A 22,282-nucleotide genomic window follows, 5' to 3' on the forward strand; every position below is an offset into this window, starting at 1 on the left:
TTTAGTTCAATACTGACATAAATATTTCCCAACGCCTGCATTCAGGAATTGTTCAGGCGCATTTTGCTTTCTTGGCTTTCAAGGTTACTGTCAATGCTGGCAGCTTTGGAAATGGGAGAGAGAAAATGACCTTCAAACACATGACTATCGCAGCTGGCTTTGCTGCAACAACATTCATCTTGTCTACCGCAGCCGCATTCGCGACATCGGCACAGTCTACCGCCGCGCTGAATGTGCGCACAGGTCCGGGTACATCTTTCAGTGTGGTCGACACGCTAACACCCGGCGAAAATGTCGAAATCAACGAATGCGCTGAAAATGGCTGGTGCTATATTGAGCATGAAGGCCCAGATGGTTGGGTTAGCTCAAACTATCTTGAACCCGTAAGCGGCGGTTCGAGTGGCGGCTCCGGCGAAGATTGCAGCTTCTCATTCAATATCGGTTCTGGCGGCCCAAGCCTCAGCATTAATTGCGGCGACAGCGGCGGTGCGCCTGCGGATCCTGCGCCTGCACCTGATCCAGACCCTGCGCCACCAGCTGGCAATGTGGCTTGCTTCTATACAGGCCCCAATTTCACAGGCAGTGAATTCTGTCACGGTCCCGCTGTGTTGAACACACTTGATGGCACCTTTAACGACAACATTGCGTCTGTGAAGCTTTATGGCAGTGCCAAAGCCCGCTTGTGCCGCAACGCCAACCTTGGTGGGATTTGTAAAAACTACACCAGCAGCAAATCAAGCTTGCCTGTGTCAATCCGCAACAAAGCGTCTTCATTGCGCATCTTTACTGGTTTCATTCCAGTGCCGTTGCCTGTTGCTCCGGTTACACATTCAACCGGTCCGATTAATCTGAAGTCCAGCTTTATGGCGAACCTCGACAATGGCAATGTGGGCAGCCCTGGTGCGGACATCTGGTATCACGCTGTGAACCCGGTTGAGAAATATATTGAACCTCGCAATGGCGCAAAACTCGCATTGGGCGACAAATCCAACCGCGGCTATGCTGGCTGTAAGACAGAGAGTTTCTCCAGCAACCCTATCTCAATCTGGGCAATGCCAGTTGGCTCTTATGTATGCGTTAAAACCAATCAGGGTCGCATCTCACAATTCCGGTTGAACGGCTATGCCGGCACCACCATGAAACTGGGATACACCACCTGGAAATAGAAATATTGATACCTCCATTCTCACCTGCCCGGCCTTTTGGCCGGGCTTTTTTATGCAATTTTGAGCTTATGTGATGACAAATCATCGCAATTGAGGCCCCTGTTTGGGCGCAAGCCTGCTTGCATTCGGCGGCATTTCATCCATAGTTGGCAGATATGGCGCTATCCTGTGCGCCCACTCCCCGTCATAATTGGCATCCGCCATTTCAGCGCTCTAGGTTCATATGAATATCCGTCTGCTTGCCATTTTGGCCGGATTAAGCACCATCGGCATTTATGCCCTGCAGTTTGTGGGTGCGCGGTTCAGTTTGACAACGCAAGGTGAGTTGGCCCGCCTCACCTCAACCGATTTGACGATTTTGCGGATCTTCGCATCGGGCCTGTTCTTTTTGCCCTTTTTGCGCAAGCGGCATGTGCGGGCATTTCTCAATCTGGGTTGGCCAAGGATCATTTTGCTCACCGCACTTGCGGGCGCGCCTTACCCCTTTTTGATCAATATTGGCTTGGGCTTCACCCCAGCGGCGCATGCTGCTGCCATTTTACCATCATCCGTGGTGCTGTTTTCTTCGATCTTGGGTCTGTTAGCGTTTAAGGCGCCCATCTCACGCCATAGCGGCATTAGCCTTTTATTGATCGGCACCGGCATGGCTTTATTCGTTTGCTACGATTTGATCTACAATCCATGGGCCTTACCGGGCGATCTTATCTTGTTTATGGTCGGCGCCGGATTTGCCTATTTTAGCTTGACCGTACGTGATCTGGAAATCGATCCTCTGGCCGTCACCGCGGGCATCGTGTGGTGCTCCTGGCCGCTCACCATCCCGATGTTTTTGGCCATGCCCAGCAATCTATTTGCCGCATCCATGGCCGAAATTGCTTCGCAGGCGATCATCCAAGGCGTTCTCGCTGGTGCCATCGCGTTGTTCTTGACCACTTTTGCCGCGCGTCACTTGGGGTCACAAACCGCATCTTTGTTCCTTGTTGGCATCCCCATCACAACAGCATTGTTGGGGGCATTGGCATTGGGCGAACTGCCCATTCCTTTGGAGATTGTCGCGCTGGGGTTGATGGCCGTTGGCATTGGTTTGCCCGCCACACGATTTTTATGGACCCAATATAAAACGGCCCGCCGCTGAAGCGCCGGGCCGCCATTTCTGAGTTGAAGACTGGCGTTAGCCGCCCTTGACCGAACCGGCCAACAAGCCGCGGACAAAGTAGCGTTGCAGCGCAAAGAACACGACCAACGGCACGATGATTGAAATAAATGCGCCGGAGGTGAGAATTTCCCAATTGTCGCCGCGTGAGCCGATCAGTTCGCGCAAACGCCCGGTCAGCACCAATTGCCGATCATTGTTGCCCAAGAACACGGTGGCCACCAGCAAGTCGTTCCACACCCAGAGGAATTGGAAAATGGCAAACGATGCCAGCGCCGGGAAGGACAAGGGCAACACCATGGTGGTGAAAATGTTGAAGTGTGACGCGCCATCCATGCGCGCACTTTCCATGATTTCTTTGGGCAAGCTGGCCATGTAGTTGCGCAGCAAATAAATGGCCAACGGCAAGCCAAAGCCGGTGTGCGCCAGCCAAATGCCGAGATAGGATTTGCTCTCTGCGCCAAACAACGGCATCACGCCATTATATAGGCGCAAGATCGGGATGAGCGACATTTGCAGCGGCACGACGAGCAACCCGACAACCACGGCCACCAAAACACTCCGCCCGGGAAACTGCATCCACGCCAAAGCATAGGCGGCAAATGCCGCAATCAGAATTGGAATGATTGTGGCTGGAATGGTCACCGTGAACGAGTTGATGAATGAGCGACCAATGCCCTCGCTTTCCAACACTTCTGCATAGTTTTCCAGCGTAAATCGCGGCGGCGTTTCCGCAATATAGAGCACGCGCTGACCACGTGTTGTTTCAAAAGGTTCGGCGGATACCCAGCGGTAGCTGCCGTCCGCATTGACGGTCAGGTTGCTACCATTTTTAAGGGTAATCGTGCTGCCAGCTGCATTGTCATTATAGGTGCTGTTGGTGACGCCGAAAAACTGGATCTGCCGCCCCGCGGCATCGCCATCAAACAAGTCGCCGGAAATGACATATTGGCCATTTTCTTGCACTTGGGCGGCAGCCGCATCGGTGCGGCCCTGATCTGTGCGCTCTGTCGTGGTCAAGGCAGACCACCAACCGGTCACCGACAATTGGTCTTTATCGCGGATCGATGACACCAGAAGACCAACGGTGGGCAATGTCCACAGCACAACCATGAGCAGCAATAAAGCGTGGGTAAGAAAACGTGACATATCCATGCGCATTAGCGTGTCCCCTGTTCTTTATTGGCTTGTCGGATGTTCCAGATCATAATGGGCAACACGGCGATCATGATCACCAAGGCAATGGTTGAAGATCGCCCGAAATCAACGCCACGCACCATCCAATCAAACATCAAGTTGGCCAGCACTTGCGTATCCCACTGGCCATTGGTCATGGCGAGCACAATGTCGAACACTTTGAGCACCAAAATCGTAATGGTCGTCCAGACCACCAAAATGGTGGGAAAGATTTGTGGGATCATAATGTTGAAAAAAATCTGCACATCATTGGCCCCATCGATGCGCGCGGCCTCGAGAGTTTCTTCAGGGATGCCGCGCAAAGCTGCCGACAGGATCACCATGGCAAAGCCAGTTTGAATCCACACCAGAATCGCCATCAAAAAGAAATTGTTCCAAAACGGAATTTGTATCCACACTTGCGGTTCAAATCCCATGCCCTGAACGATCGCATTGAGAATACCGATTTGCTCGCTGTCGCCGCTGCGATAGTCATAGACAAATTTCCAGATCACAGAGGCCCCGATGAATGAAATCGCCATAGGCATAAAGATCAGGCTTTTGGCAATATTACCCCACCACAGCTTGTCGGCCATCACCGCAATCACCAAGCCAAAGGCCGTGGCAAAAGACGGAACCACAATCAACCAAAGCAAATTGTTGAACACCGACTGTTGGAAATTTGGGTCGCCGAGCGCCCACAAGAAGTTGGAAAAACCCACAAATTCGTCTCCGCCCGCGTCAAAAAAACTTAGCCACAGCGTCGCGAAAACAGGATAAACCAGATAAAGAGAGAGAAAGAATAAAGCTGGCGCTAGGAAAACCCAAGGCCGGATGGCCGCACGGCGACTTTCATTCGCTACCGAAGCTGTTGCACCGCCCATCAGGCGATCAAGAACCCAGTTTGTGCCCCAAAAATAAAGAATACACGCGGCAACCCCAATTATAACCGTTTGGGTTGCGCTTAAAATCTGCGCAATCATTTTGCTCCTCCCTCACTAGCAAAACGAACAATTTGGTGAAAAGGCACTGCCCTTCGGCAGCGCCTTTCCAATCGAATTTGTTACTTGATGGAATCCCAGCTGGACTGGATTTCCGCAGCAACTTCTTCTGCTGGCTTGCCACCGGCATAGTCCACCATGCCTGTCCAGAACGAACCGGCACCAACCGCACCTGGCATCAGATCTGAACCGTCAAAGCGGAAGGTTGTGGCGTTGAGCAAGATTTCGCCTTGTCCGCGCAATGCGTCGTTGGCGTATTTAGATGTATCCACGCCTTTGTGCGGTGTGAGGAAGCCCGCACGCGCCATCCAAATTTCGTGCGCTTCAGTGGTTTGAAGATAATCAATCAATGCACGTGTGCCTTCGGAATCTTTGGTGATACCGAACAATGTACCCGCACCCAGAACTGGCTTGCCAAGATCCTTGCTTTCAAATGCAGGGAAGTAGAAGAAGTCTGCATCTGTGCCCAGTTCAGTGCCTTCAGGGAAGAAGGATGGGATGAATGAGGCCTGACGGTGCATGTAGCACTTAGGTGGCACTTCAAACAGACCTTTTGGGCTGTCGCGGAAGTCGGTTGCGGAAACAGCAGCGCTGCCGCCATCTACCCAATCATCATTGCGGGCAAATGTACCGAATGTTTCGATGGCTTCCACCACGCGAGGATCGTCAAACGGAATCTCGTTGGCTACCCATTGGTCATAAACTTCTGGTGGCTGGGTGCGCAGCATAATATCTTCCACCCAGTCAGTTGCTGGCCAACCTGTGGCCCCGCCTGAACCCAAGCCAATGCACCATGGTGTGCCGCCATCTTCCACAATCTGTTCGGAAAGGGCGAGCAATTCTTCCATGGTTTCAGGCACTTCATAGCCCATATCTGCGAAGTTGTCTGGTGAATACCAAACCAAGCTCTTCACATCGACTTTATAGAAGAAGCCATAGTGGTCTTTGTTGCCATCAGGGCCTTCATATGAGCCCAAATCGACCCAAGATTGACCTGCAGCATAGTTTTCCTTAACCCACTCTGTCGTGTCGTCTTCCAACGGTACTAGTCCGCCTTTGGACGCCAAATCAGCTGCCAAACCGGGCTGAGGGAAAATCGCAATGTTTGGTGCGGACCCCGCCTGAACATCGATCACAATCTGCTGCTCAAAACTGTCAGATCCTGAATACTCAACATTTGCGCCGGTTTTTTCCTCGAATGGAGCTAAAACGGCCTCAATGTGCTCCTTATCCACGCCCAACCAAGGGCCAAAAACAGTGATGGTTTCACCTGACAAATCCATAGAATGGCTGTCCGCCAACACGGCGGAGCCCATACCCAGGCTAAGTGCCAGTGCTGAAACCCCTGAAATCAAAAATCTTTGCATGCATTCCTCCCAATACGGTGCATCAAAATAATATTCGCTCTGAGCCCTGCAGCGGCGACGTTTTACCGAGCGCCAATTCTCCCATCGACCCAAATTCCAAAACGTTTTGGAAACTCGTCGAAAAAGGGCTCAAAAAGCCTGCCCGCATAAGTTTACACAAAAGTTAGAGGTTGCCAAGTAGAGAAATTCAGCAAAGACAAATCAAATTTTATTACATTAATACAAATAGTTACGCAGAAAATTTTCATTTAGGCGCCACCCGCGCGATTCTACTCGCCTCTCTCATTTTGTCAGTTTGCCGTTGCGAACGATGGAAATTGAGATGAAAATTAAAGCTGAAAATTTCACAAGAATTGGCTGCCGTTTCGGCCTCATTTTCCCACCTATTTGAGCGCGTATGGCGCAAGTGCGCCGACTCGTTTAAGGTGGCGTTTTCACGCTTTGTTTCACCGATTTTGGCCCCAATCTATGCAATGGTCTTCACAACAACAAGATGCCCTTCGCGCCGTCGAAAAATGGCTCGCGGACAAGGATGCACCGCAAATTTTCCGGCTTTTTGGCTGGGCTGGCACGGGCAAATCAACCTTGGCTGTTCATCTGGCCGAAGGTGTCGACAAAGTTGTGTTCGCGGCCTTCACCGGCAAGGCGGCAATGGTGATGCGGCGGCGCGGTTGTACCGACGCCAGCACCATCCATTCGCTGATCTATCGATATGTGGACAGCAAAGATGAGGACGACGCGCAAGGCGGTTCGCCCGAGTTCAAGCTGAATCGCGACAGCGAAGTCAAAAAAGCGGACCTGGTGGTGATTGACGAAGTCTCTATGGTCGGCGAAGGACTCGCGCGTGACCTTATGTCCTTTGGCAAGAAAATCTTGGTGTTGGGGGATCCGTTCCAGCTGCCCCCCATCCATGACACGGGCTTTTTCACCGATGCCGAGCCGGACATTATGCTCACTGAAATTCACCGTCAGGCGGCGGATAACCCGATCATTCAGCTCTCTATGGCCATCCGCAATGGCGAAATGCTGGAACATGGCCGATATGGCGAAAGCAAGGTGATTTCAAAACGCGATGTCGACCGCGACGAAGTGCTGGCGGCCGATCAAATCCTTTGCGGCACCAATGCCACCCGCCTCACCTATAATGACCGTGTGCGCGAGTTGAAGCACCTTCCGGCGCAGATTCCCGTGGTCGGCGATAAGCTGATTTGCTTGCGCAACAACCATCAGAAAAAGCTGCTCAATGGCCAACTTTGGCGCATTGAGGAGATGGTTGAGAAGAAAAAGGGCATCATCAAAATGGAGCTATCGCCCGATGATGCTGGTGATCGGCGCACGCGGGCCAAAATCAAGACTCATGAGAAGTTCTTTGAGGGCCGCGAAGATGAGTTGAGTTGGCCCGTCAAGCGCGAGCTGGACCAGTTCTATTTTGGCTACGCGCTCACCGTGCACAAGGCACAGGGCAGCCAATGGGACAATGTCTATCTGTTCGACGAAAGCTATGCCTTCCGCGAAGACCGCGCACGGCACCTTTATACGGCCATTACGCGGGCGGCGGAAACAATCACCATCGTTCGCTAGAGGCTTTTGGCAATATCCAAAAATGCTTTGGCTTCAATGCTTTCCGGCATTGTGGCCACAACGGGCTTACCACTATCTGAATTTTCACGAATGGCCATTTGCAATGGAATGCCACCCAAAAATTTCAGACCCAATTCCTTCGCCGTATTCTCCGCACCATGATCGCCAAAGATATGATGTTGGCTGCCGCAATCGGGGCATTCAAAATAGCTCATATTTTCAATTAGACCCAAAATGCGGGTCTGGGTGCGGGCAAACATATCGATGGCCTTACGGGCATCAATCAGCGCCAAATCTTGCGGCGTTGAGACAATCACTGCGCCGGTCATCTCCACTTGCTGCACCAGTGAGATGTGCACATCGCCTGTGCCGGGTGGCAGGTCGATCACCAACAAATCCAATTCGCCCCAGTCGGTTTCGCGCAACAATTGCTTGAGTGCGGAGCTGGCCATGGGGCCGCGCCACATCACAGCCTGATCACCTTCCAGCATCGAGCCGATGGACATCACTTTGAGGCCATAGGCTTCGTGGGGGGCGAAAATGCCATCTTCACGCACGGCTGGTTTGCCATGAATGCCCAATAGTTTTGGAATGGATGGACCGTAAATGTCGGCATCGAGAATGCCAACCTTTTTGCCTTCATGGGCGAAGGCCAGGGCCAGATTAACAGCGGTGGTGGATTTGCCCACACCACCCTTGCCCGAGGCCACCGCGATCACGGTTTTAACGCCCTTAACCGGCTCTTTTTGCACGGTTGGCTTGGGTTGTCCTGCGCTCTGCGCTTTTTGCGCCGCCGCTTTGTCGCTGGTCAGCGACACCATCACTTTTTTGTCGCCAGCCACACCGGAAACAGCTTCTTTCGCGGCATCAACAATCGGTTTAAATGCGGCTTCCATGCCGGGCTGCACAGTGATCGCGAAGGCGACTGCGCTTTGCGTCACAATCACGTCAGAAAGGCCCGGAAATTCGGACAGCACGCCTCCGCCAGGCAAATTGATATTGGTCAGTGCGTTGCGCACTGATTGTTCCAGCGCCTTATCTGACATAATGCGTTCCCTAAGTCCTTAAAGGATTGATTGGCCGGTTGATTTCCAGTCATTGACGAAGGCTTCAAGGCCTTTTGCGGTCAATGGATGTTCAGCCAGTTTGCGGATCACTGCTGGTGGGATTGTCGCCACATCAGCACCCGCAAGCGCGCTATCGCTCACATGGTTGGCTGAGCGGATAGATGCCGCCAGAATTTCGGTTTCAAAACCATAATTGTCGTAAACCGTCCGGATATCTTCGATCAACTGCATGCCATCCAAGTTAATGTCATCCAAGCGACCAATAAAGGGCGACACATAAGTTGCGCCAGCTTTGGCGGCCAACAGGGCTTGGTTGATGGAAAAGCAAAGGGTCACATTTGTTTTCACGCCCTTATTGGTGAAATAGCGACAGGCTTTCAAACCATCCATGGTCAAAGGCAGTTTGATCACGACATTGTCGGCCAGTGAGGCGAGATAATCGCCCTCTTTCACCATGCCTTCATAGTCTGTGGCGGCCACTTCGGCGGAAACAGGACCGTCAATCAGGTCACAAATTTCCTTCACCACTTCAATAAAGTCACGGCCGGATTTGGCGATCAGGCTTGGGTTGGTGGTGACACCATCCAAAAGGCCAGATTCGTTGAGTTCTTTGATTTCAGCGACTTCTGCTGTGTCGACGAAAAATTTCATATTGCACCCGATTGTCTAAATTTGTTGATGCCTTGTCTCATACTTGTTTGGCGTTTCGCAAGGCCAAAACCCATGTTGGCCGTCAATATGTAACCGAAGCTAGAATATTTTTATCACTTGGTCAAAAAATAAATCTCTTGTTTGTCGGCTCTTGCGCTTGTAGCACATGCATATGGCGGCATTTTCATTGGAACCAGATTGTCAGAACTGTGTAGCGTTTTGCTGTGTGGCCCTTGCGTTCGACAAAGGCAAACATTTCGCTTTTGATAAAAAAGCGGGTTCCGCCTGTCATCATCTGGCTGAGAACCACTTGTGCAACATTCACGAAAAACTGGACACAAACGGGTTTTCCGGCTGCGTCCGCTATAATTGCTTTGGCGCAGGCCAACGGGTAGCTGGCGAAACATTTGGCGGCAAATCCTGGCGTGACCACCCGGAACTGGCTGACAAGATGTTCGAAGCGTTCTCTCTCGTCGAGAAATTGCATGGGTTGATTTCTATGCTCGAAGCAGCAAAACAGCTCAACCTCCCGCCCCACCATGAACGTGTAAGACAGGCGCACCAGGACGAGTTGGAGGCACTATCTATCCAACAAGAAGATTTGCATAAGATCTCAACTGCCAATCTGCGCGCCAAGGTTGAGAGCTTCCTTGCCGGATTGCGAGAGGACATCTCACAAACAGCATTGCGCTCGTGAGCTGCAATTCCGCGTGATATTTCCTGATAGCGCATTCTGAATGCCATGATGAACTCTTCCGTTGTAATTTTGATAGCAATACCTGTGCCGCAAGCATAAGAGTGCAAGCGACAGCGCTTGAAAGCTCCCTTGCAATCAATGGCCCACACTCGTCGGCAGTGTTGGATTCACTCACCCCATCATCGCATTCCGCTAAAGTGAGTGGCGTCACCTCTTTGCGGCTTGAACCAAGCATTCCGTCTATTTCGGGATCGCGTCCCGTCGCGGCATGTTCCGGTAAGGCATGGTGCAATATCAACGTGCCCAGGGTCATTTGTCTTTCAATGTCATCGCCTTTTTGCGGCTCGCTCCTATTCCCATCCGCCCGCTTCTCAACCGCAAAACCGCTCAGCAACAATTTTCCTTGCATTTTATGACGACTGGTCTATATAAAATATCATGAGCACAAAACAAACGACCCCGCGCCGCAGGCGCAAAGGCGAAACGACAAAATCTAAACTGACCACAATTGCGATGGATTTGTTCCAGCGCAAAGGCTTTGTGGCTGTGGGGCTAAATGAGCTTTGCGCTGCGGGAGATCTGCCAAAAGGGTCGATTTATTATCACTTCCCCAAGGGCAAGAATGACATTGCCATTGCAGTGGTTGAACAGGCGAAGCAGGTAATTGGCGAAGGCATTCGGCAAGCTGGTGCTGCAAGCGACAGTTTGGACAGCTTTATCGCTGCATTGGTGCAAGGCTTTGCTCAAAATCTGGTGCAGTCAGATTATGAAAAAGGGTGCCCCGTTTCCACTTTGGCGTTGGAGTTGAGCGCGCAGGAAGCTGAGATCGGCGCTGCTATTTCCGCTTGTTATGTCCATTGGCAGAGTCTGGCGGCAGACCGATTTATCGCGTTCGGCATGGACGAACAGAAGGCTAATGAATTGGCGCAATTTAGTTTTTGCGCCCTTGAAGGTGCGTTGATTTTGGCGCGCACGCAAAAATCGCTGCAACCGCTGGAACGGGTGCAGTACCATTTGAGTAAATATCTAAAGTAAGGCGTATCCCATGAAAAAGAGATATATCTCGGCGCTCGCCGCCGGGGCAATTGTGCTGGCCATTGGCGGCATGATCACCTATCAAACTTGGCCCCGCACCATTGAAGGACCGCGCGAGCCGATGGAATTAACTTTGGAATTTCCAGCTGCGCCGCAGAACAGCGAAATTCGCATTTCTCAATTCTCCACGGGTTATAATATCTCCCCCGAGGCGCTGATTTATACCGGCGGCAATTTCTTCGAACAACACCAAAGCGTTTATTCCGGTTTTGTAGTCGAACATCCGCGATCAACCTTCATTTTGGAAGGCGGCATTGGCACCAATATTGCCCGTGAACATGCCGAAAATTTCAACTTCTTCTATGAAAACCTCTTTGCGTACACCGCAACAGAAACCGCCAAAGAACTGTTGGCGGCAAATGGGAAAAGCCAGAGCGACGTTGATTTTATCGCGCTCACGCATTTGCATTGGGACCATGCGGCCATCATCCCTGACTTTTTAGACACGCCGATTTTGGTGACGGAAAATGAGCTGAACGCCGCGCGGGAAGAGGCCGTGGAGAACCAATCCTACTTTCAGGAATATCTGATCAACCCGGAGACCGAATGGGAATTTCTTGAGTTCACCGATGGCCCCTATGGCCCGTTCGATAAATCCAAAGATATGTTTGGGGATCGAACCGTTATTGCCGTGCCGATGGCGGGACACACTGCTGGAAGTATGGGCTTTGTTGTCACAGCCGCCAGTGGCAAACGCTATTTCTTTATCGGCGATACAAGCTGGTCAATCGAAGCGATTAAAAAAGCCCATCCGCGTTTGCCATTTGCTGAAAACATTGTCGATCATGATGTGCCCATGGTGCATGATCAAGTTTGGCTTTTGCAGCAAATCATGAAGGCCAATCCAGATTTAATGATCGTGCCCACCCACGATGGTAATGTGGTCAAGCAGATCAGTGCGTATCCCGCATTTGAATAAACAAAAAAAGGGCGCCATTGGCGCCCTTAATCAATTGATTTCGATGACGTTAGCCCTCGCGGGTCACCTTCACCAAGGCATCGGCAAATTGCTCGATTTTGTCCATACCCAGGCCAGCAATGTTCATGCGGGAATTGCCCACCATATAGACGCCGAAGTCTTTTTTGAGCTGCTCAACCTTGTCTTGGGAAATGCCGAGCAAGGAGAACATGCCGCGGTGTTCGGCCAGGAAGTCAAAGTCGGCGCTGTTGGAGCGCTGGCGCATGGCTTCGGCTAGTTTTTCGCGGATGGTCACCATGTGGTTGCGCACTTGGGTCAGTTCGTCTTCCCACTCTTTGCGCAAGGCCTCATCATTCAAAATGATACGCACAATTTCTGCGCCGTGATCAGGTGGCATGGAATAGTTGGCGCGGGCGGCACTCAGCAATTGTGAGAAGGTGATGTTTGCCACTTCCTCATTGGCGCCGATGATCATCGCACAGCCAACACGCTCACGGTACAACCCGAAGTTTTTGGAGCAAGATGCGGCAACGGCCAATTCCGGCAGGGTGCTGGCCAGTTTGCGCACGCCATATGCGTCTGGCTCCAAACCATCGCCAAAGCCGAGATAGGCAATATCCACCAACACAAATGTGCCGGTTTTTTGCACGATTTCAACAACCTTGTCCCATTGTTCATCGGTCAGGTTGGCGCCTGTTGGGTTGTGGCAGCAGCCATGCAGCAACACGATGTCGTCAGCTGTCATCTTTTCCAGCGCTGCGCAAAGTTCATCAAACTTCACGAGGCCAGTTTCCGCATCAAAATAAGGATAGGTTGCGGTTTTCAGCCCTGCTGCGCTCATCAAAGGCACATGGTTTGGCCATGTCGGGTCAGACAGATAAACGGTTGCGCCTGGCTTGGCCACGTTGAGCAGATCGGCGATCAAGCGCAGCGCGCCGGTGCCGCCGGGCGCTTGTGCGCCGCGCACGCGGTCACGCGAAACAGAGTCGCCCAAAACCAAATCGATCATGGCGTTGTTGAAGCCAACATTGCCGGCCATGCCAACATAGGTTTTGGTGGTTTGTTCTTTCACCCGGCGCTCTTCCGCTTTTGCCACTGCGGTCATGATCGGGGTGTTGCCGGTTTGGTCTTTATAGACGCCCACGCCAAGGTCAATCTTGCTGTCGCGCTCGTCAGCTGCGTATTCAGCAATCAGGGCAATAATTTTATCTTGCGGGGCGGGTTTTAAAGTTTCAAACATTGTCTTTCCAACTTTTGTGGGTTCGCTTTGTTCGCTGCACTTTGGTAGGCGTTTATGGTTTCACGTGCAAGTGATTTGCACGCGATTTCACCCGTTTGGCAAGATAGATTCATCATCCATTCGACGCATGGGACCCCAGATTTTGCAACCAATTCACCGCTGTGCCCTAAATCTCACACTGATCGCGCTTGCTGCTGCGTTCTCGCTCTCCTCTGCATGGGCGCAAAAACTGCCCCACAGCCAGGTGGCCAAGGGCAAGACGAAAGTGCAGTCAGTTGAGCTGATCGGCCCGACGCAACGCTATGCGCATTTTGTTTTGGGCGATCAGTTCGAAGCTGCTGGTTTTCGCGTTACTTATGAAGATGGCGCGCAATCGGATTTCACTCTGCCCGCGACAGAGGTTTTTGAAGATCGGGTGCCAAGATTGATTGACCTTACCGGCGACGGTCGCGAGGAGCTGATATTGGTGCAAAGCCATGTCCAAAAAGGCGCATCGCTAGCGATATATGATCTGGGCCCCGGCAACATCACCCTGCGCGCGCAAACGCCCTATATCGGCCAGCCCAATCGCTGGTTGAACCCGGCGGGCATTGCCGATTTCGATGGTGATGGGCAAGTGGAAATTGCCTTGGTGTCCAAACCACATTTGGCGAAGGAATTGCAGCTCTGGCGCTTTTCCAATGACGGACTTTCGCTGGTTTCAACCCATGCTGGGTTTTCCAACCACCGCTTGGGATCGCGTGAACAAAGGCTTTCCGCCCAGGCTGATTTCAACGCTGATGGCGTTACAGATTTAATCGTGCCCGGTGCGAACCGCAAGAGCCTGCATATAGTCAGTTTTGCCAATGGATTTAAGGTTTTGCGCACATTCAATCTGGCGTCAGAGATTGACGGGCCAGTAACGTTGAAAAACGGCAAGTTGAACGTGCCCCTGCGCTCGGCAAAACGAACAAAAATCTCAATTTTCTAAGGCCCTGTTGACGGTTGCACAGACCTCTGGTCAAACCAATTTTTTTATTGCACTATGCAGCTTCAATTTCGCGCCCTGGCGCGCAAGAGCAATATAGGGAGACCAAACGTGCCGATTATCAATCGTATCGCAGAATTTCATGACGAGATTACCGCGTGGCGACGCGACTTTCACGAACATCCAGAGCTTTTGTATGATGTGCACCGCACAGCGGGCAAAGTGGAAGAATTGCTGAAAAGTTTTGGCTGCGATGAAGTGGTTTCCGGCATCGGCAAAACGGGCGTTGTGGGCATCATTAAAGGCAACAAAGACAGTTCAGGCAAAGTGATTGGCCTGCGCGCCGATATGGACGCGCTGCCCATCCATGAGCAAACCGACAAGCCTTACGCCTCCAAAACACCGGGCAAGATGCATGCATGCGGCCATGATGGTCACACTGCCATGTTGCTCGGCGCGGCGAAATATCTGGCCGAAACCCGCAATTTTGATGGCACCGTTGCCGTAATCTTCCAACCTGCGGAAGAAGGCGGCGCAGGCGGCAAAGCCATGGTGGATGACGGCATGATGGACCGCTTCGGCATTCAAGAAGTGTTCGGCATGCACAATTTCCCCGGCATTCCCGTGGGCGAATTCGCCATCCGCGAAGGCGGCATTATGGCGGCTGCGGATATGTGGAACATCAAGGTGGTGGGCGTCGATTCCCACGCTGCTATGCCGCACAAATCCGTCGATCCGATTGTGGTTGCGTCTCACATTATCTTGGCGCTGCAAAGCATTGTGGCCCGCAATGTGGATCCGGTGCAATCTGCCGTGGTCTCCACCACCATCATTAATGGCGGTTCGGCCCACAATATCATCCCGATGAATGTTGAACTGGCCGGCACCGTGCGCGCGCTCGATCCGGATGTGCGTTTGCAGGTGAAGCAACGGCTGATTTCCATCGCCGAAACTGTTGCTGCAGGCTTTGGCGCCAAAGCAGAAGTCGATTACCGCGATGGCTACCCCGTCACCATGAACGCAGCCGATCAAACAGCCTTTGCCACTGAGGTGGCCAAAAAGCTGGTGGGTGATGAGCGTGTGGATGGAAACACAGAACCAAGTCTTGGCGGGGAGGATTTCTCCTTTATGTCCAACGCACGTCCCGGCGCCTTCATCTTTGTCGGCAATGGCGACACGGCTGGCCTGCACCAGGACCAATATGATTTCAATGACGAGATCATCCCCTATGGCTGCTCCTACTGGGCACAGCTTGTGGAAACGGCAATGCCGAACAGCTAAAGCATCTGGGTGAAAGCACCCATCCTATGTCCCTCCCCCATCAAGGGGAGGGATTTTTTTGTGTGTAGCAGTTGCCGTCTAACACTATACGGTCACAAGCAATTCAAATCTGAATCCAGGCGTTTCCGAAATGTACAACTAGCCCCTCCCCTAGATGTGGAGAGCTGGGGTAAGCTATAACCAACGCCTATAACCCGCCCAACAACGCCGCTTTGACCCGATTTCCATCAGCCGTTGAGCGCACAATATGGTGTTGCCCCCTGGGGGAACCCATATCCCGCAAAATATTCGGTCGGGTCTGGCTGTGAAAGCGCCAAACCAGCTTGAGATGTTGCAGCACCAACTTATGCTCAGGACAATTCTCCGGCAGCTCCGGACGGCTTTTAAACAGGTAAGGCAAATTGCGCTTGAGTGCGCGGACATAGGCGATCGGCCGGGGCAGGTCGAGAAGTACGATCATGTCCGCCGCTTGCCGCACTTGGGCGGAAACGCCTTCGATGATCCACGCAGGTTTTTCGATCAGTTCACGCTCCAATTGAGCGCGTTGGTCGGGTGGTGTTTTTTGCCAACCTGGTTGCCAAACTATTTTGTCTAGACCGAAAACGGGCACGTTGAGCCCGGCACCTAATTCTTTCGCAAAGGTGGTCTTGCCCGATCCTGAATTGCCCGTGACATGGATTTTCATGTTACAGGATCAAGGGCTTTGCCCGTGTCAAAAAAGGCCACCAGATTGTCCACCACTTGCGCGCCCATTTGCTGGCGGGTGACGCGGGTGGCGCTGCCGGCATGGGGTGACAGTACGACATTGGGCAGGTTGCGCAATGTGTCCGGCATATGCGGTTCGTTTTCAAACACATCCAGCGCCGCGCCGCCCAATTTGCCCTGCTCCAGCGCGGCGATCATGGCCGGTTCGTCCACAATGCTGCCGCGGGCAACATTGACCAAATGCCCGTCCGGGCCGAGCGCTTCGATCACCTCGGCACTGACCAATTTGTCGGTCCCCTCGCCGCCAGGCGCGATGATCACCAGCCAGTCCACATGGCGGGCCATCGCGGTCAGATCATCAAAATAAAGATAGTCGTTTTGCTGGTCCGTGCGGCCAAAATAGCTGATTTCCATGTCGCAAGCCTCCGCCCGTTTGGCGACGGCTTTGCCAATGCGGCCCAGCCCCAAAATGCCCAGCTTGGCGCCGGCCAATTGCCCGGTCAGCGGTGCCCGTTTCACGCTGGGCCAATGGCCATTGCGTACCATTTCATGGTTTTTCGGAATGCGCCGGGCCAGAGCGATCATCAACCCAAGGGTAAGTTCGGCCACGGCGGCGTTTAGCCGGTTGGGCGTGTTGGTCACCACAATATTGCGTGCCTTCGCCGCCTCCACATCGATATTGTCATAGCCCACGCCAAAATTGGCGATGATCTTCAAATTGGGCAATTTGTCCATCAATGCCGCGTCAATTGCGCCACCGCTGACGCCTTCAATTTCATGCGCATGTTCAGCCAAAAACTGCTCTTTGTTATCGGCATGGTCCATACGATAAAGGCTAAAATGCTGCCCCATCAAGTTCAGACAATCTTGCGGGAGATGGCCCGCGATCAATATGTTTTTCATGTTAAAACCCATAGCCAGAATGAAATGGTGAACATGCCCAAAAGCGTGCCAATCAAAACCGTTGTGGCCGCCACATCAGTGCCTCGATTGAAATAGGTAGAGAATATATAGGCATTAATGCCAGTGGGCATAGCGGCCAGCAACACCACAATCCGGGCCACCTCCATGGGCACGCCCAATAGCGGCACCAGCATCAGATAGGCGAGTGCCGGGTGCAGCATATTCTTGATGGTCGCCATGGCGAGTGCGGGCGGCCAACTTGCCGATAGGCGATATTGGGTCAGCGCCGCACCCAGACCGAACAGGGCGGCGGGCAGCACCGCTTGCACCAGAAGCTTGGTCGTGTCGTCCAAAAATAGCGGAAGCGAGAGGCCGGATAGATTAAGGACTACCCCCGACACAATCCCGATCAGCAGTGGGTTAGTCGCGATGCGCTTGCCCGCATCCCGCAAAGCAAAGCGGATCGGCCGACCGTCGCGGCGCGACATCTCCATCGTAAGCATGCCCACGGTCATTAGCAGCGGGGCGTGAAAACCGATGATCATATAGGTGGTGGTCAGCGCTTCTTCGCCATAAGCGCGTTGAATGATGGGAATGCCCAACAGCACTGTGTTGGTAAACAGCGCGGCAAACCCCACGGCCACAGATTCACCGGGGCGAGCCCCAAATTGGGTGCGCGCCAGCACGATGCCGACGACAAAACCGGTGAGTGCAGCGATGTAGAAGGGCACGATCAGATTGGGATTGAGCGCCGAGGAAAAATCGATCGTCAACATGGCGCGGAACAGCAAGAAGGGTGCCGCGAAATTGTTGGTAAAGGCGATCAGGCCCTTGATGCCGTCTTGCGGAAAAAGCTTGAACCAGGTGGCGAAATAACCCAACCCCACAAGGCAGAAAACCGGGGCGATGACATTAAAGATAAACAGCATAAAGCAATCCGCGTCAGATGAGGTACGGCGCTTATATGCAAGAATTGCCCCCTGCCCGCTTTTCCCTGCTCAAGGAAAAGCGACGCATTGGCGCGCCGCCGAAGAATGTTGACGCTAGCTTATCCGGCGATTCTGGCTGCTGTAAATAGCGGCGTCTCTATTTGGCCATGCGCGCTTTTGCAGTGAAGGTGAAGTCTTTTTGAAACGGATAGCAGGGGCTGGGTCGATGATGATTGCTCAAGCGCTCAATATCCTGGTTCACCGCCCCATCGGTCAGCGCCATCAAATTGGGATTGGCGACCTTGGTCATCTCGGCAGAGATATAGCCACATTTGATCGCAATCATCTTTTCTTCCGCCACATCCAACCCCAACGGGGCCACATCATCGGGGTCGTGGAACATTTGGCGCTTCTCGCTCAGCACCGCGCGCACACCGCCAATTTCCACCAGCGCCAACCGTTGACCATTGGCCAGTTCCGCCAGCCGCAACACGGTCGCTGCGCCCTCAATTACGGGCGAATTTAGCTGGTCCAATTCGGCCCCCAATTGCAGCGCCACTTTCTTTTCAAGCCCGGCCTCAAATATTTGGGCCACAGCCTTTGGCGCGCAAATGCCGATCACCAGCAGTTCTTTCAGTTCGCGTGAAATGGCTTTTTTGAGCACGTCCACCCGGTCGCCAACGCCGCCGCCACCGGGATTGTCGCCGCTATCGCAAATCACAATGGGGCCGGTTTCAATTTTTGAGGCCGCATTCAATGTCTCATCCAGCGGTGCCGCTGGCACCCCAAAAGCGAACTGATCGCGCGCGTCATAATAGGATTGGGCAATCTCTTCTGCTGCCTGTTTCATCGCCGCTTCGTCATAGCCGCAAACCACAGCCGCTGCTGTGCCCCGCGCCACATCGGCCCATACATAACCGACCATTAGAGAGGCATCCAAAATGCCTTTGCGTTTGTCTATGTCCCACAATTGCGCATAGAGCGACTTTGCAGGTTCATCGACAGTGCTGGTTTTCTCACCCGGCAGCAAAACAGGGATCGGTGCCCAGCACAATTTTGGGCGCTTGCCAGTTTTCAGTGCGTCCACCAAATAAAGGAATGCGCGCTCAAGTGTTTCGTAGGTATCAATGTGCGGCGCATGGCGAAATGCGGTGAAGATATCGAGTTGATTGATCACCTTCTGGGTCACATTGCCGTGCAAATCATAGCTTGAGGAGATGATGACCTCGTCGCCCACCCGCTGGCGGATGGCTGCGATAAAATCACCCTCGGCATCTTCCATGCCGGTTACATGCACCGCGCCATGCATGGCGAGATAAACCCCGTCGATGGGGCCTTCAGCCAAGGCCGCGTCGAGCGCGGCCAAGGTTTTTGCTTTGAACTTTTCATATGTGCTTGCTGAAACCGGGCCGCCGGGCGTTGCCCGCGCATAAAGCAGGGGAGCAACCTCAACACCATCGTGATCCAAGAATTTGAGCAACTCATGTTTGAGGATCTGTTCCCCGACCATGACGTTGAAGTTCTCGGTTTCTTGTTCAAGACTTGTATAGGTGCTGCACTCCGTGTGCAGCCCAGCAACAGCAATGCGCATATTCATTCGTCCTTGTGTTCAAAAGAGCCTAGAGGCGTGGCAACAAACGGCATTGCGCCGCAAATCGTGGCCAGTCTTTATTCTCTTTCTCGGTCCAGCCGGCTTCGGCAATAGCATTCAAGCGTGGGAACACTTGATGGTTGAACACTTGACGGGTGATCAAATGCTCCGACCAGATGCAAGCCTGTACGCCTTTCAACCGCCCCTTCAAATGATCAGGGAATTCGCCTGCGGCTTCATAGGTGTAGGTTTTTTCTGGTGATGCATAACCCGCCCAGAATGCGCCAGCTTCCTGCCAAACTGGCGATTGTGCCATATCGAGATAATAGGCCTGACCCGGTGTCATCACCACATCATAGCCCTGCTCGGCAAGCTCAAGGCCAACCTCTGGCTTCTGCCATGCAAACAACAGGGTACCGCCTTCTTTGTCGATACCACCGCCGTGGGACACTTCATCCCAACCGCCGACAATCTTGCCTTTTTTGCGGATGGTTTTTTGCACTTTGCCCAAGAAGTGTGCTTGCAACTGCAAGGTGCCATTCAAGCGCTCTTCATTCATCACTTTTTGCGCAGCCGGTGATTGCAACCACGATTCTTCGTCCACTTCATCACCGCCCACATGGATATATTTGGATGGGAACAGGTCTGAAATTTCTTCCATCACTGTTTCGATGAACTTGTAAGTGGCCGGAATGCCGGGGTTGATGGCATTGTTAGGATAGCCTTGGATCGAACGGTAATTATCTTCAGGCTCGTCAGGGTCACGCAGCTCAGGATAAGCTGCCAACACTGCGTTACAGTGGCCTGGAATATCCAGTTCCGGCATAATTTCAACATTGAGTGCCTGCCCATGAATGATCAATTCTTTGATCTCTTCTTGGGTGTAGAAACCGCCCGTTGATTTATGGCCAGCGCCCAATTGTGCTGGCATCTCATGGCCTTCGCCCATAACCGCACCATCTTTTGTGAGGTTTGGATAGCCTTTGATTTCCACGCGCCAGCCTTCATCATCAGACAAGTGCCAGTGGAACTTATTGAGCTTGTTCCACGCCAAAATGTCGATGAACCGTTCTACCGCATCCGTCGGGTAGAATTGACGAGACACGTCCAAATGCGACCCACGCCATTCATAACGCGGCGCATCTTTAATTTCGCCGGAGGTCGGGAACTTGAACTTGGTCGGCTCAGCTTTTGCCCCGTCCATCATGTGCGACAAGGTGATCAAGCCATAGTTCAAACCTGCCTTATCGCCATAGGTGAGTACAACTTCAGCCTTTGCGAAGGAAAGCTCATAGGCTTCGCTCGCCAAAACCGCATTGTGGACGAGAGTCAATTTACGACCACCGGGCACGTCTGTCAGGCGCAAGCGATCTGGCAGCTCATATTTCAAGCGCTTGGCCAAAGCGGCCACAGCATTTATGGCGCGTTTTTCTTCAGCGCTGGTGCCATCAGCGGCGCACAGCACAACCGGCGGCACATCAAAATCGCTCACCGCCACGTGGTTCGGCCAAGGAACGACCGAAATCGGGTCCGTCAATTTGCCTTCTGGAATGAGATTTCCGGCGAATTCGCTCGGACGACCTTCGATTTGCAAGTCGCCGGTGTCCACATCAACATGTGTACCGTCCTCAAGCGTTACATAGCCGGACTTTGGTCCGTCCATGCGGTGCTGGGCGTTGCCCGTGAGATTTGTGATTGAGAATTCCCAGGTTTCACCGTCAGCCACAACCACATTATCGAGTGGGTCAAACTGATGGAAATTGGCAAATCGCTTCACAAAAGTTGCGTTTTGCGTTTCCACATCCGCTTTTGCCCGCATCAAACCTGTGTAGGACAAGCGGAAGTTCTTCAGGTCTGCACCTGAAAGGTTTGTCAGCGCCAGCTTCATCTTTGCTGGCTCCTCCCCGTGATCCACCCAAGTGGCCTCAAGACGGAATTTTGGCGTTGACATATGATATTCCTTTTAAAGTTTAGGGACTTTAATTTGCAAAATACGCCCTAGTAGTCTTCAGATTGTGCAAAGGTGCCGGCCAATTCCGCCTGCCCTGCAGTTAACCCGCAATCCACAGGCAGACAGGCGCCCGAAATTGCAGCCGCAGCTGGAGACGAAATAAAGCTCACCACTTTTGCGATGTCGACAGGGTCTGCAACACGCTGCAAGGGATACCAGCGTTTTGCATCCTCAAAGACTTGAGGATTTTTCTTGGCCCGTTCGTCCCATACCTGGGTCCGCACGGTGCCGGGGGCAATCGCATTGGCGCGAATGCCGTATTTTCCATATTCAACTGCAACCAAGCGGGTGAAATGGATAAGGCTTGCTTTGGCGGCGCTATAGCCGGGATGGCCATAAACGCCCAACCCGTTGACCGATGCGATATTGGTCAACACGCCTTTATTGGCGATGAGATCCTGTTCCACAGCTTTGAAACAGGCAAAGGCCCCAAGCTGGTTGATCTTCAGGTCCTTTTCGAAATTCTCAACGCTGGCTTTGTGCAAGGATTCGTCAGTCACCATGCCCACATTGTTGACCAGCAAAGAGATGGCCCCAAGTTTCCGTCCGGCTTCGGCCATTTTGGCACGGTCGTCCGCGTCCAAAATATCGCAAATCAGGGCTTCCCCCTTGCCGCCGGCTTCATGCACGAGGCGCATGGTTTCATCGTTGGGCTCTTTTAAGATATCGAGCGCCAAAACCGCATATCCATCATTGGCCAGTTCAAGGCATATGGCGCGACCAATGTCGCCGCCTGCGCCAGTTACGATGGCGGTTTTCAGTTCATTTTGATCAGACACGAT

The 22,282-nt window shown here is 52.7% G+C and carries 20 protein-coding genes; 8 read left to right on the forward strand and 12 right to left on the reverse strand.

Features of this window, described 5'->3' with window-relative positions; genetic code table 11:
- Positions 1 to 125: 125 nt before the first annotated feature.
- Complete coding sequence (locus tag MXMO3_RS14035) at positions 126 to 1,166, forward strand: SH3 domain-containing protein (RefSeq protein ID WP_051213232.1); 1,041 nt, start codon at positions 126 to 128, stop codon at positions 1,164 to 1,166.
- 223 nt (positions 1,167 to 1,389) lie between these two features.
- The gene (locus MXMO3_RS14040) at positions 1,390 to 2,301 is read left to right on the forward strand and encodes a DMT family transporter (RefSeq protein WP_117396274.1); all 912 of its coding nucleotides are present in this window, start codon (positions 1,390 to 1,392) and stop codon (positions 2,299 to 2,301) included.
- 36 nt (positions 2,302 to 2,337) lie between these two features.
- Here MXMO3_RS14040 and MXMO3_RS14045 read toward each other — a convergent pair whose 3' ends face one another.
- The 3 genes from MXMO3_RS14045 to MXMO3_RS14055 form a co-directional block, all read right to left on the reverse strand.
- A complete protein-coding gene (locus MXMO3_RS14045) occupies positions 2,338 to 3,474 on the reverse strand; it encodes a carbohydrate ABC transporter permease (protein ID WP_245985847.1) in 1,137 nt (378 codons plus the stop codon).
- A 5-nt stretch (positions 3,475 to 3,479) separates the two neighbouring features.
- Positions 3,480 to 4,478 carry a carbohydrate ABC transporter permease gene (locus MXMO3_RS14050; protein ID WP_027833691.1) on the reverse strand — a complete coding sequence of 333 codons (999 nt, stop codon included), beginning with the start codon at positions 4,476 to 4,478 and terminating at the stop codon, positions 3,480 to 3,482.
- 80 nt (positions 4,479 to 4,558) lie between these two features.
- Positions 4,559 to 5,863 (reverse strand): ABC transporter substrate-binding protein, encoded by a 1,305-nt coding sequence (locus MXMO3_RS14055; RefSeq protein WP_117396276.1) that lies wholly within the window; start codon positions 5,861 to 5,863, stop codon positions 4,559 to 4,561.
- A 468-nt stretch (positions 5,864 to 6,331) separates the two neighbouring features.
- Here MXMO3_RS14055 and MXMO3_RS14060 point away from each other — a divergent pair, with 468 nt between their 5' ends.
- The gene (locus MXMO3_RS14060; RefSeq protein ID WP_027833693.1) at positions 6,332 to 7,444 is read left to right on the forward strand and encodes an ATP-dependent DNA helicase; all 1,113 of its coding nucleotides are present in this window, start codon (positions 6,332 to 6,334) and stop codon (positions 7,442 to 7,444) included.
- Here the strand turns inward: MXMO3_RS14060 and MXMO3_RS14065 are convergent.
- Positions 7,441 to 8,490 carry an Mrp/NBP35 family ATP-binding protein gene (locus MXMO3_RS14065; protein ID WP_117396277.1) on the reverse strand — a complete coding sequence of 350 codons (1,050 nt, stop codon included), beginning with the start codon at positions 8,488 to 8,490 and terminating at the stop codon, positions 7,441 to 7,443. The two genes, MXMO3_RS14060 and MXMO3_RS14065, sit on opposite strands and share 4 nt — an antisense overlap.
- 18 nt (positions 8,491 to 8,508) lie before the next feature.
- A complete protein-coding gene (gene fsa, locus MXMO3_RS14070; RefSeq protein ID WP_117396278.1) occupies positions 8,509 to 9,162 on the reverse strand; it encodes a fructose-6-phosphate aldolase in 654 nt (217 codons plus the stop codon).
- Between the two features lie 172 nt (positions 9,163 to 9,334).
- Between fsa and MXMO3_RS14075 the strand changes: the two genes are divergently transcribed.
- From MXMO3_RS14075 to MXMO3_RS14085, 3 genes are all read left to right on the forward strand, one after another.
- The gene (locus MXMO3_RS14075) at positions 9,335 to 9,859 is read left to right on the forward strand and encodes a hypothetical protein (RefSeq protein ID WP_162889286.1); all 525 of its coding nucleotides are present in this window, start codon (positions 9,335 to 9,337) and stop codon (positions 9,857 to 9,859) included.
- Positions 9,860 to 10,297: 438 nt separating this feature from the next.
- Positions 10,298 to 10,894: a TetR/AcrR family transcriptional regulator gene (locus tag MXMO3_RS14080; RefSeq protein ID WP_117396280.1), complete on the forward strand. Its 597-nt coding sequence runs from the start codon at positions 10,298 to 10,300 to the stop codon at positions 10,892 to 10,894.
- 10 nt (positions 10,895 to 10,904) lie between these two features.
- A complete protein-coding gene (locus tag MXMO3_RS14085; RefSeq protein ID WP_117396281.1) occupies positions 10,905 to 11,873 on the forward strand; it encodes an MBL fold metallo-hydrolase in 969 nt (322 codons plus the stop codon).
- A gap of 49 nt (positions 11,874 to 11,922) precedes the next feature.
- On the opposite strand, the gene MXMO3_RS14090 is transcribed toward MXMO3_RS14085, so the two are convergent.
- Positions 11,923 to 13,113, reverse strand: a complete 1,191-nt coding sequence (locus MXMO3_RS14090; protein ID WP_117396282.1) for an amino acid aminotransferase — start codon at positions 13,111 to 13,113, stop codon at positions 11,923 to 11,925.
- 142 nt (positions 13,114 to 13,255) lie between these two features.
- On the opposite strand from MXMO3_RS14090, the gene MXMO3_RS14095 reads away from it, so the two are divergent.
- Positions 13,256 to 14,083, forward strand: a complete 828-nt coding sequence (locus tag MXMO3_RS14095) for an FG-GAP repeat domain-containing protein (protein ID WP_162889287.1) — start codon at positions 13,256 to 13,258, stop codon at positions 14,081 to 14,083.
- A gap of 108 nt (positions 14,084 to 14,191) precedes the next feature.
- Complete coding sequence (locus MXMO3_RS14100) at positions 14,192 to 15,361, forward strand: M20 aminoacylase family protein (protein ID WP_117396843.1); 1,170 nt, start codon at positions 14,192 to 14,194, stop codon at positions 15,359 to 15,361.
- 187 nt (positions 15,362 to 15,548) lie between these two features.
- Here MXMO3_RS14100 and MXMO3_RS14105 read toward each other — a convergent pair whose 3' ends face one another.
- The 6 genes from MXMO3_RS14105 to MXMO3_RS14130 all read right to left on the reverse strand — a co-directional run bounded on the left by MXMO3_RS14105 (position 15,549) and on the right by MXMO3_RS14130 (position 22,279).
- Positions 15,549 to 16,046 (reverse strand): P-loop NTPase family protein, encoded by a 498-nt coding sequence (locus MXMO3_RS14105; protein ID WP_117396284.1) that lies wholly within the window; start codon positions 16,044 to 16,046, stop codon positions 15,549 to 15,551.
- Positions 16,043 to 16,969, reverse strand: a complete 927-nt coding sequence (locus MXMO3_RS14110) for a 2-hydroxyacid dehydrogenase (RefSeq protein WP_117396285.1) — start codon at positions 16,967 to 16,969, stop codon at positions 16,043 to 16,045. The genes MXMO3_RS14105 and MXMO3_RS14110 overlap by 4 nt, the downstream gene beginning before the upstream one ends.
- Entirely contained in the window at positions 16,966 to 17,898 is a 933-nt protein-coding gene (locus tag MXMO3_RS14115) for an AEC family transporter (protein ID WP_117396286.1), read from the reverse strand. Before MXMO3_RS14115 ends, MXMO3_RS14110 begins: the two co-directional genes overlap by 4 nt.
- Before the next feature lie 157 nt (positions 17,899 to 18,055).
- Positions 18,056 to 19,489, reverse strand: coding sequence for a M81 family metallopeptidase (locus tag MXMO3_RS14120; protein WP_117396844.1), 1,434 nt, complete (start codon positions 19,487 to 19,489; stop codon positions 18,056 to 18,058).
- A gap of 28 nt (positions 19,490 to 19,517) precedes the next feature.
- A complete protein-coding gene (locus tag MXMO3_RS14125) occupies positions 19,518 to 21,440 on the reverse strand; it encodes a beta-N-acetylhexosaminidase (protein WP_117396287.1) in 1,923 nt (640 codons plus the stop codon).
- Positions 21,441 to 21,487: 47 nt separating this feature from the next.
- The gene (locus MXMO3_RS14130; RefSeq protein WP_245985754.1) at positions 21,488 to 22,279 is read right to left on the reverse strand and encodes an SDR family oxidoreductase; all 792 of its coding nucleotides are present in this window, start codon (positions 22,277 to 22,279) and stop codon (positions 21,488 to 21,490) included.
- Positions 22,280 to 22,282 lie beyond the last annotated feature (3 nt).

Source organism: Maritalea myrionectae (assembly GCF_003433515.1).
Lineage (GTDB): Bacteria > Pseudomonadota > Alphaproteobacteria > Rhizobiales > Devosiaceae > Maritalea > Maritalea myrionectae.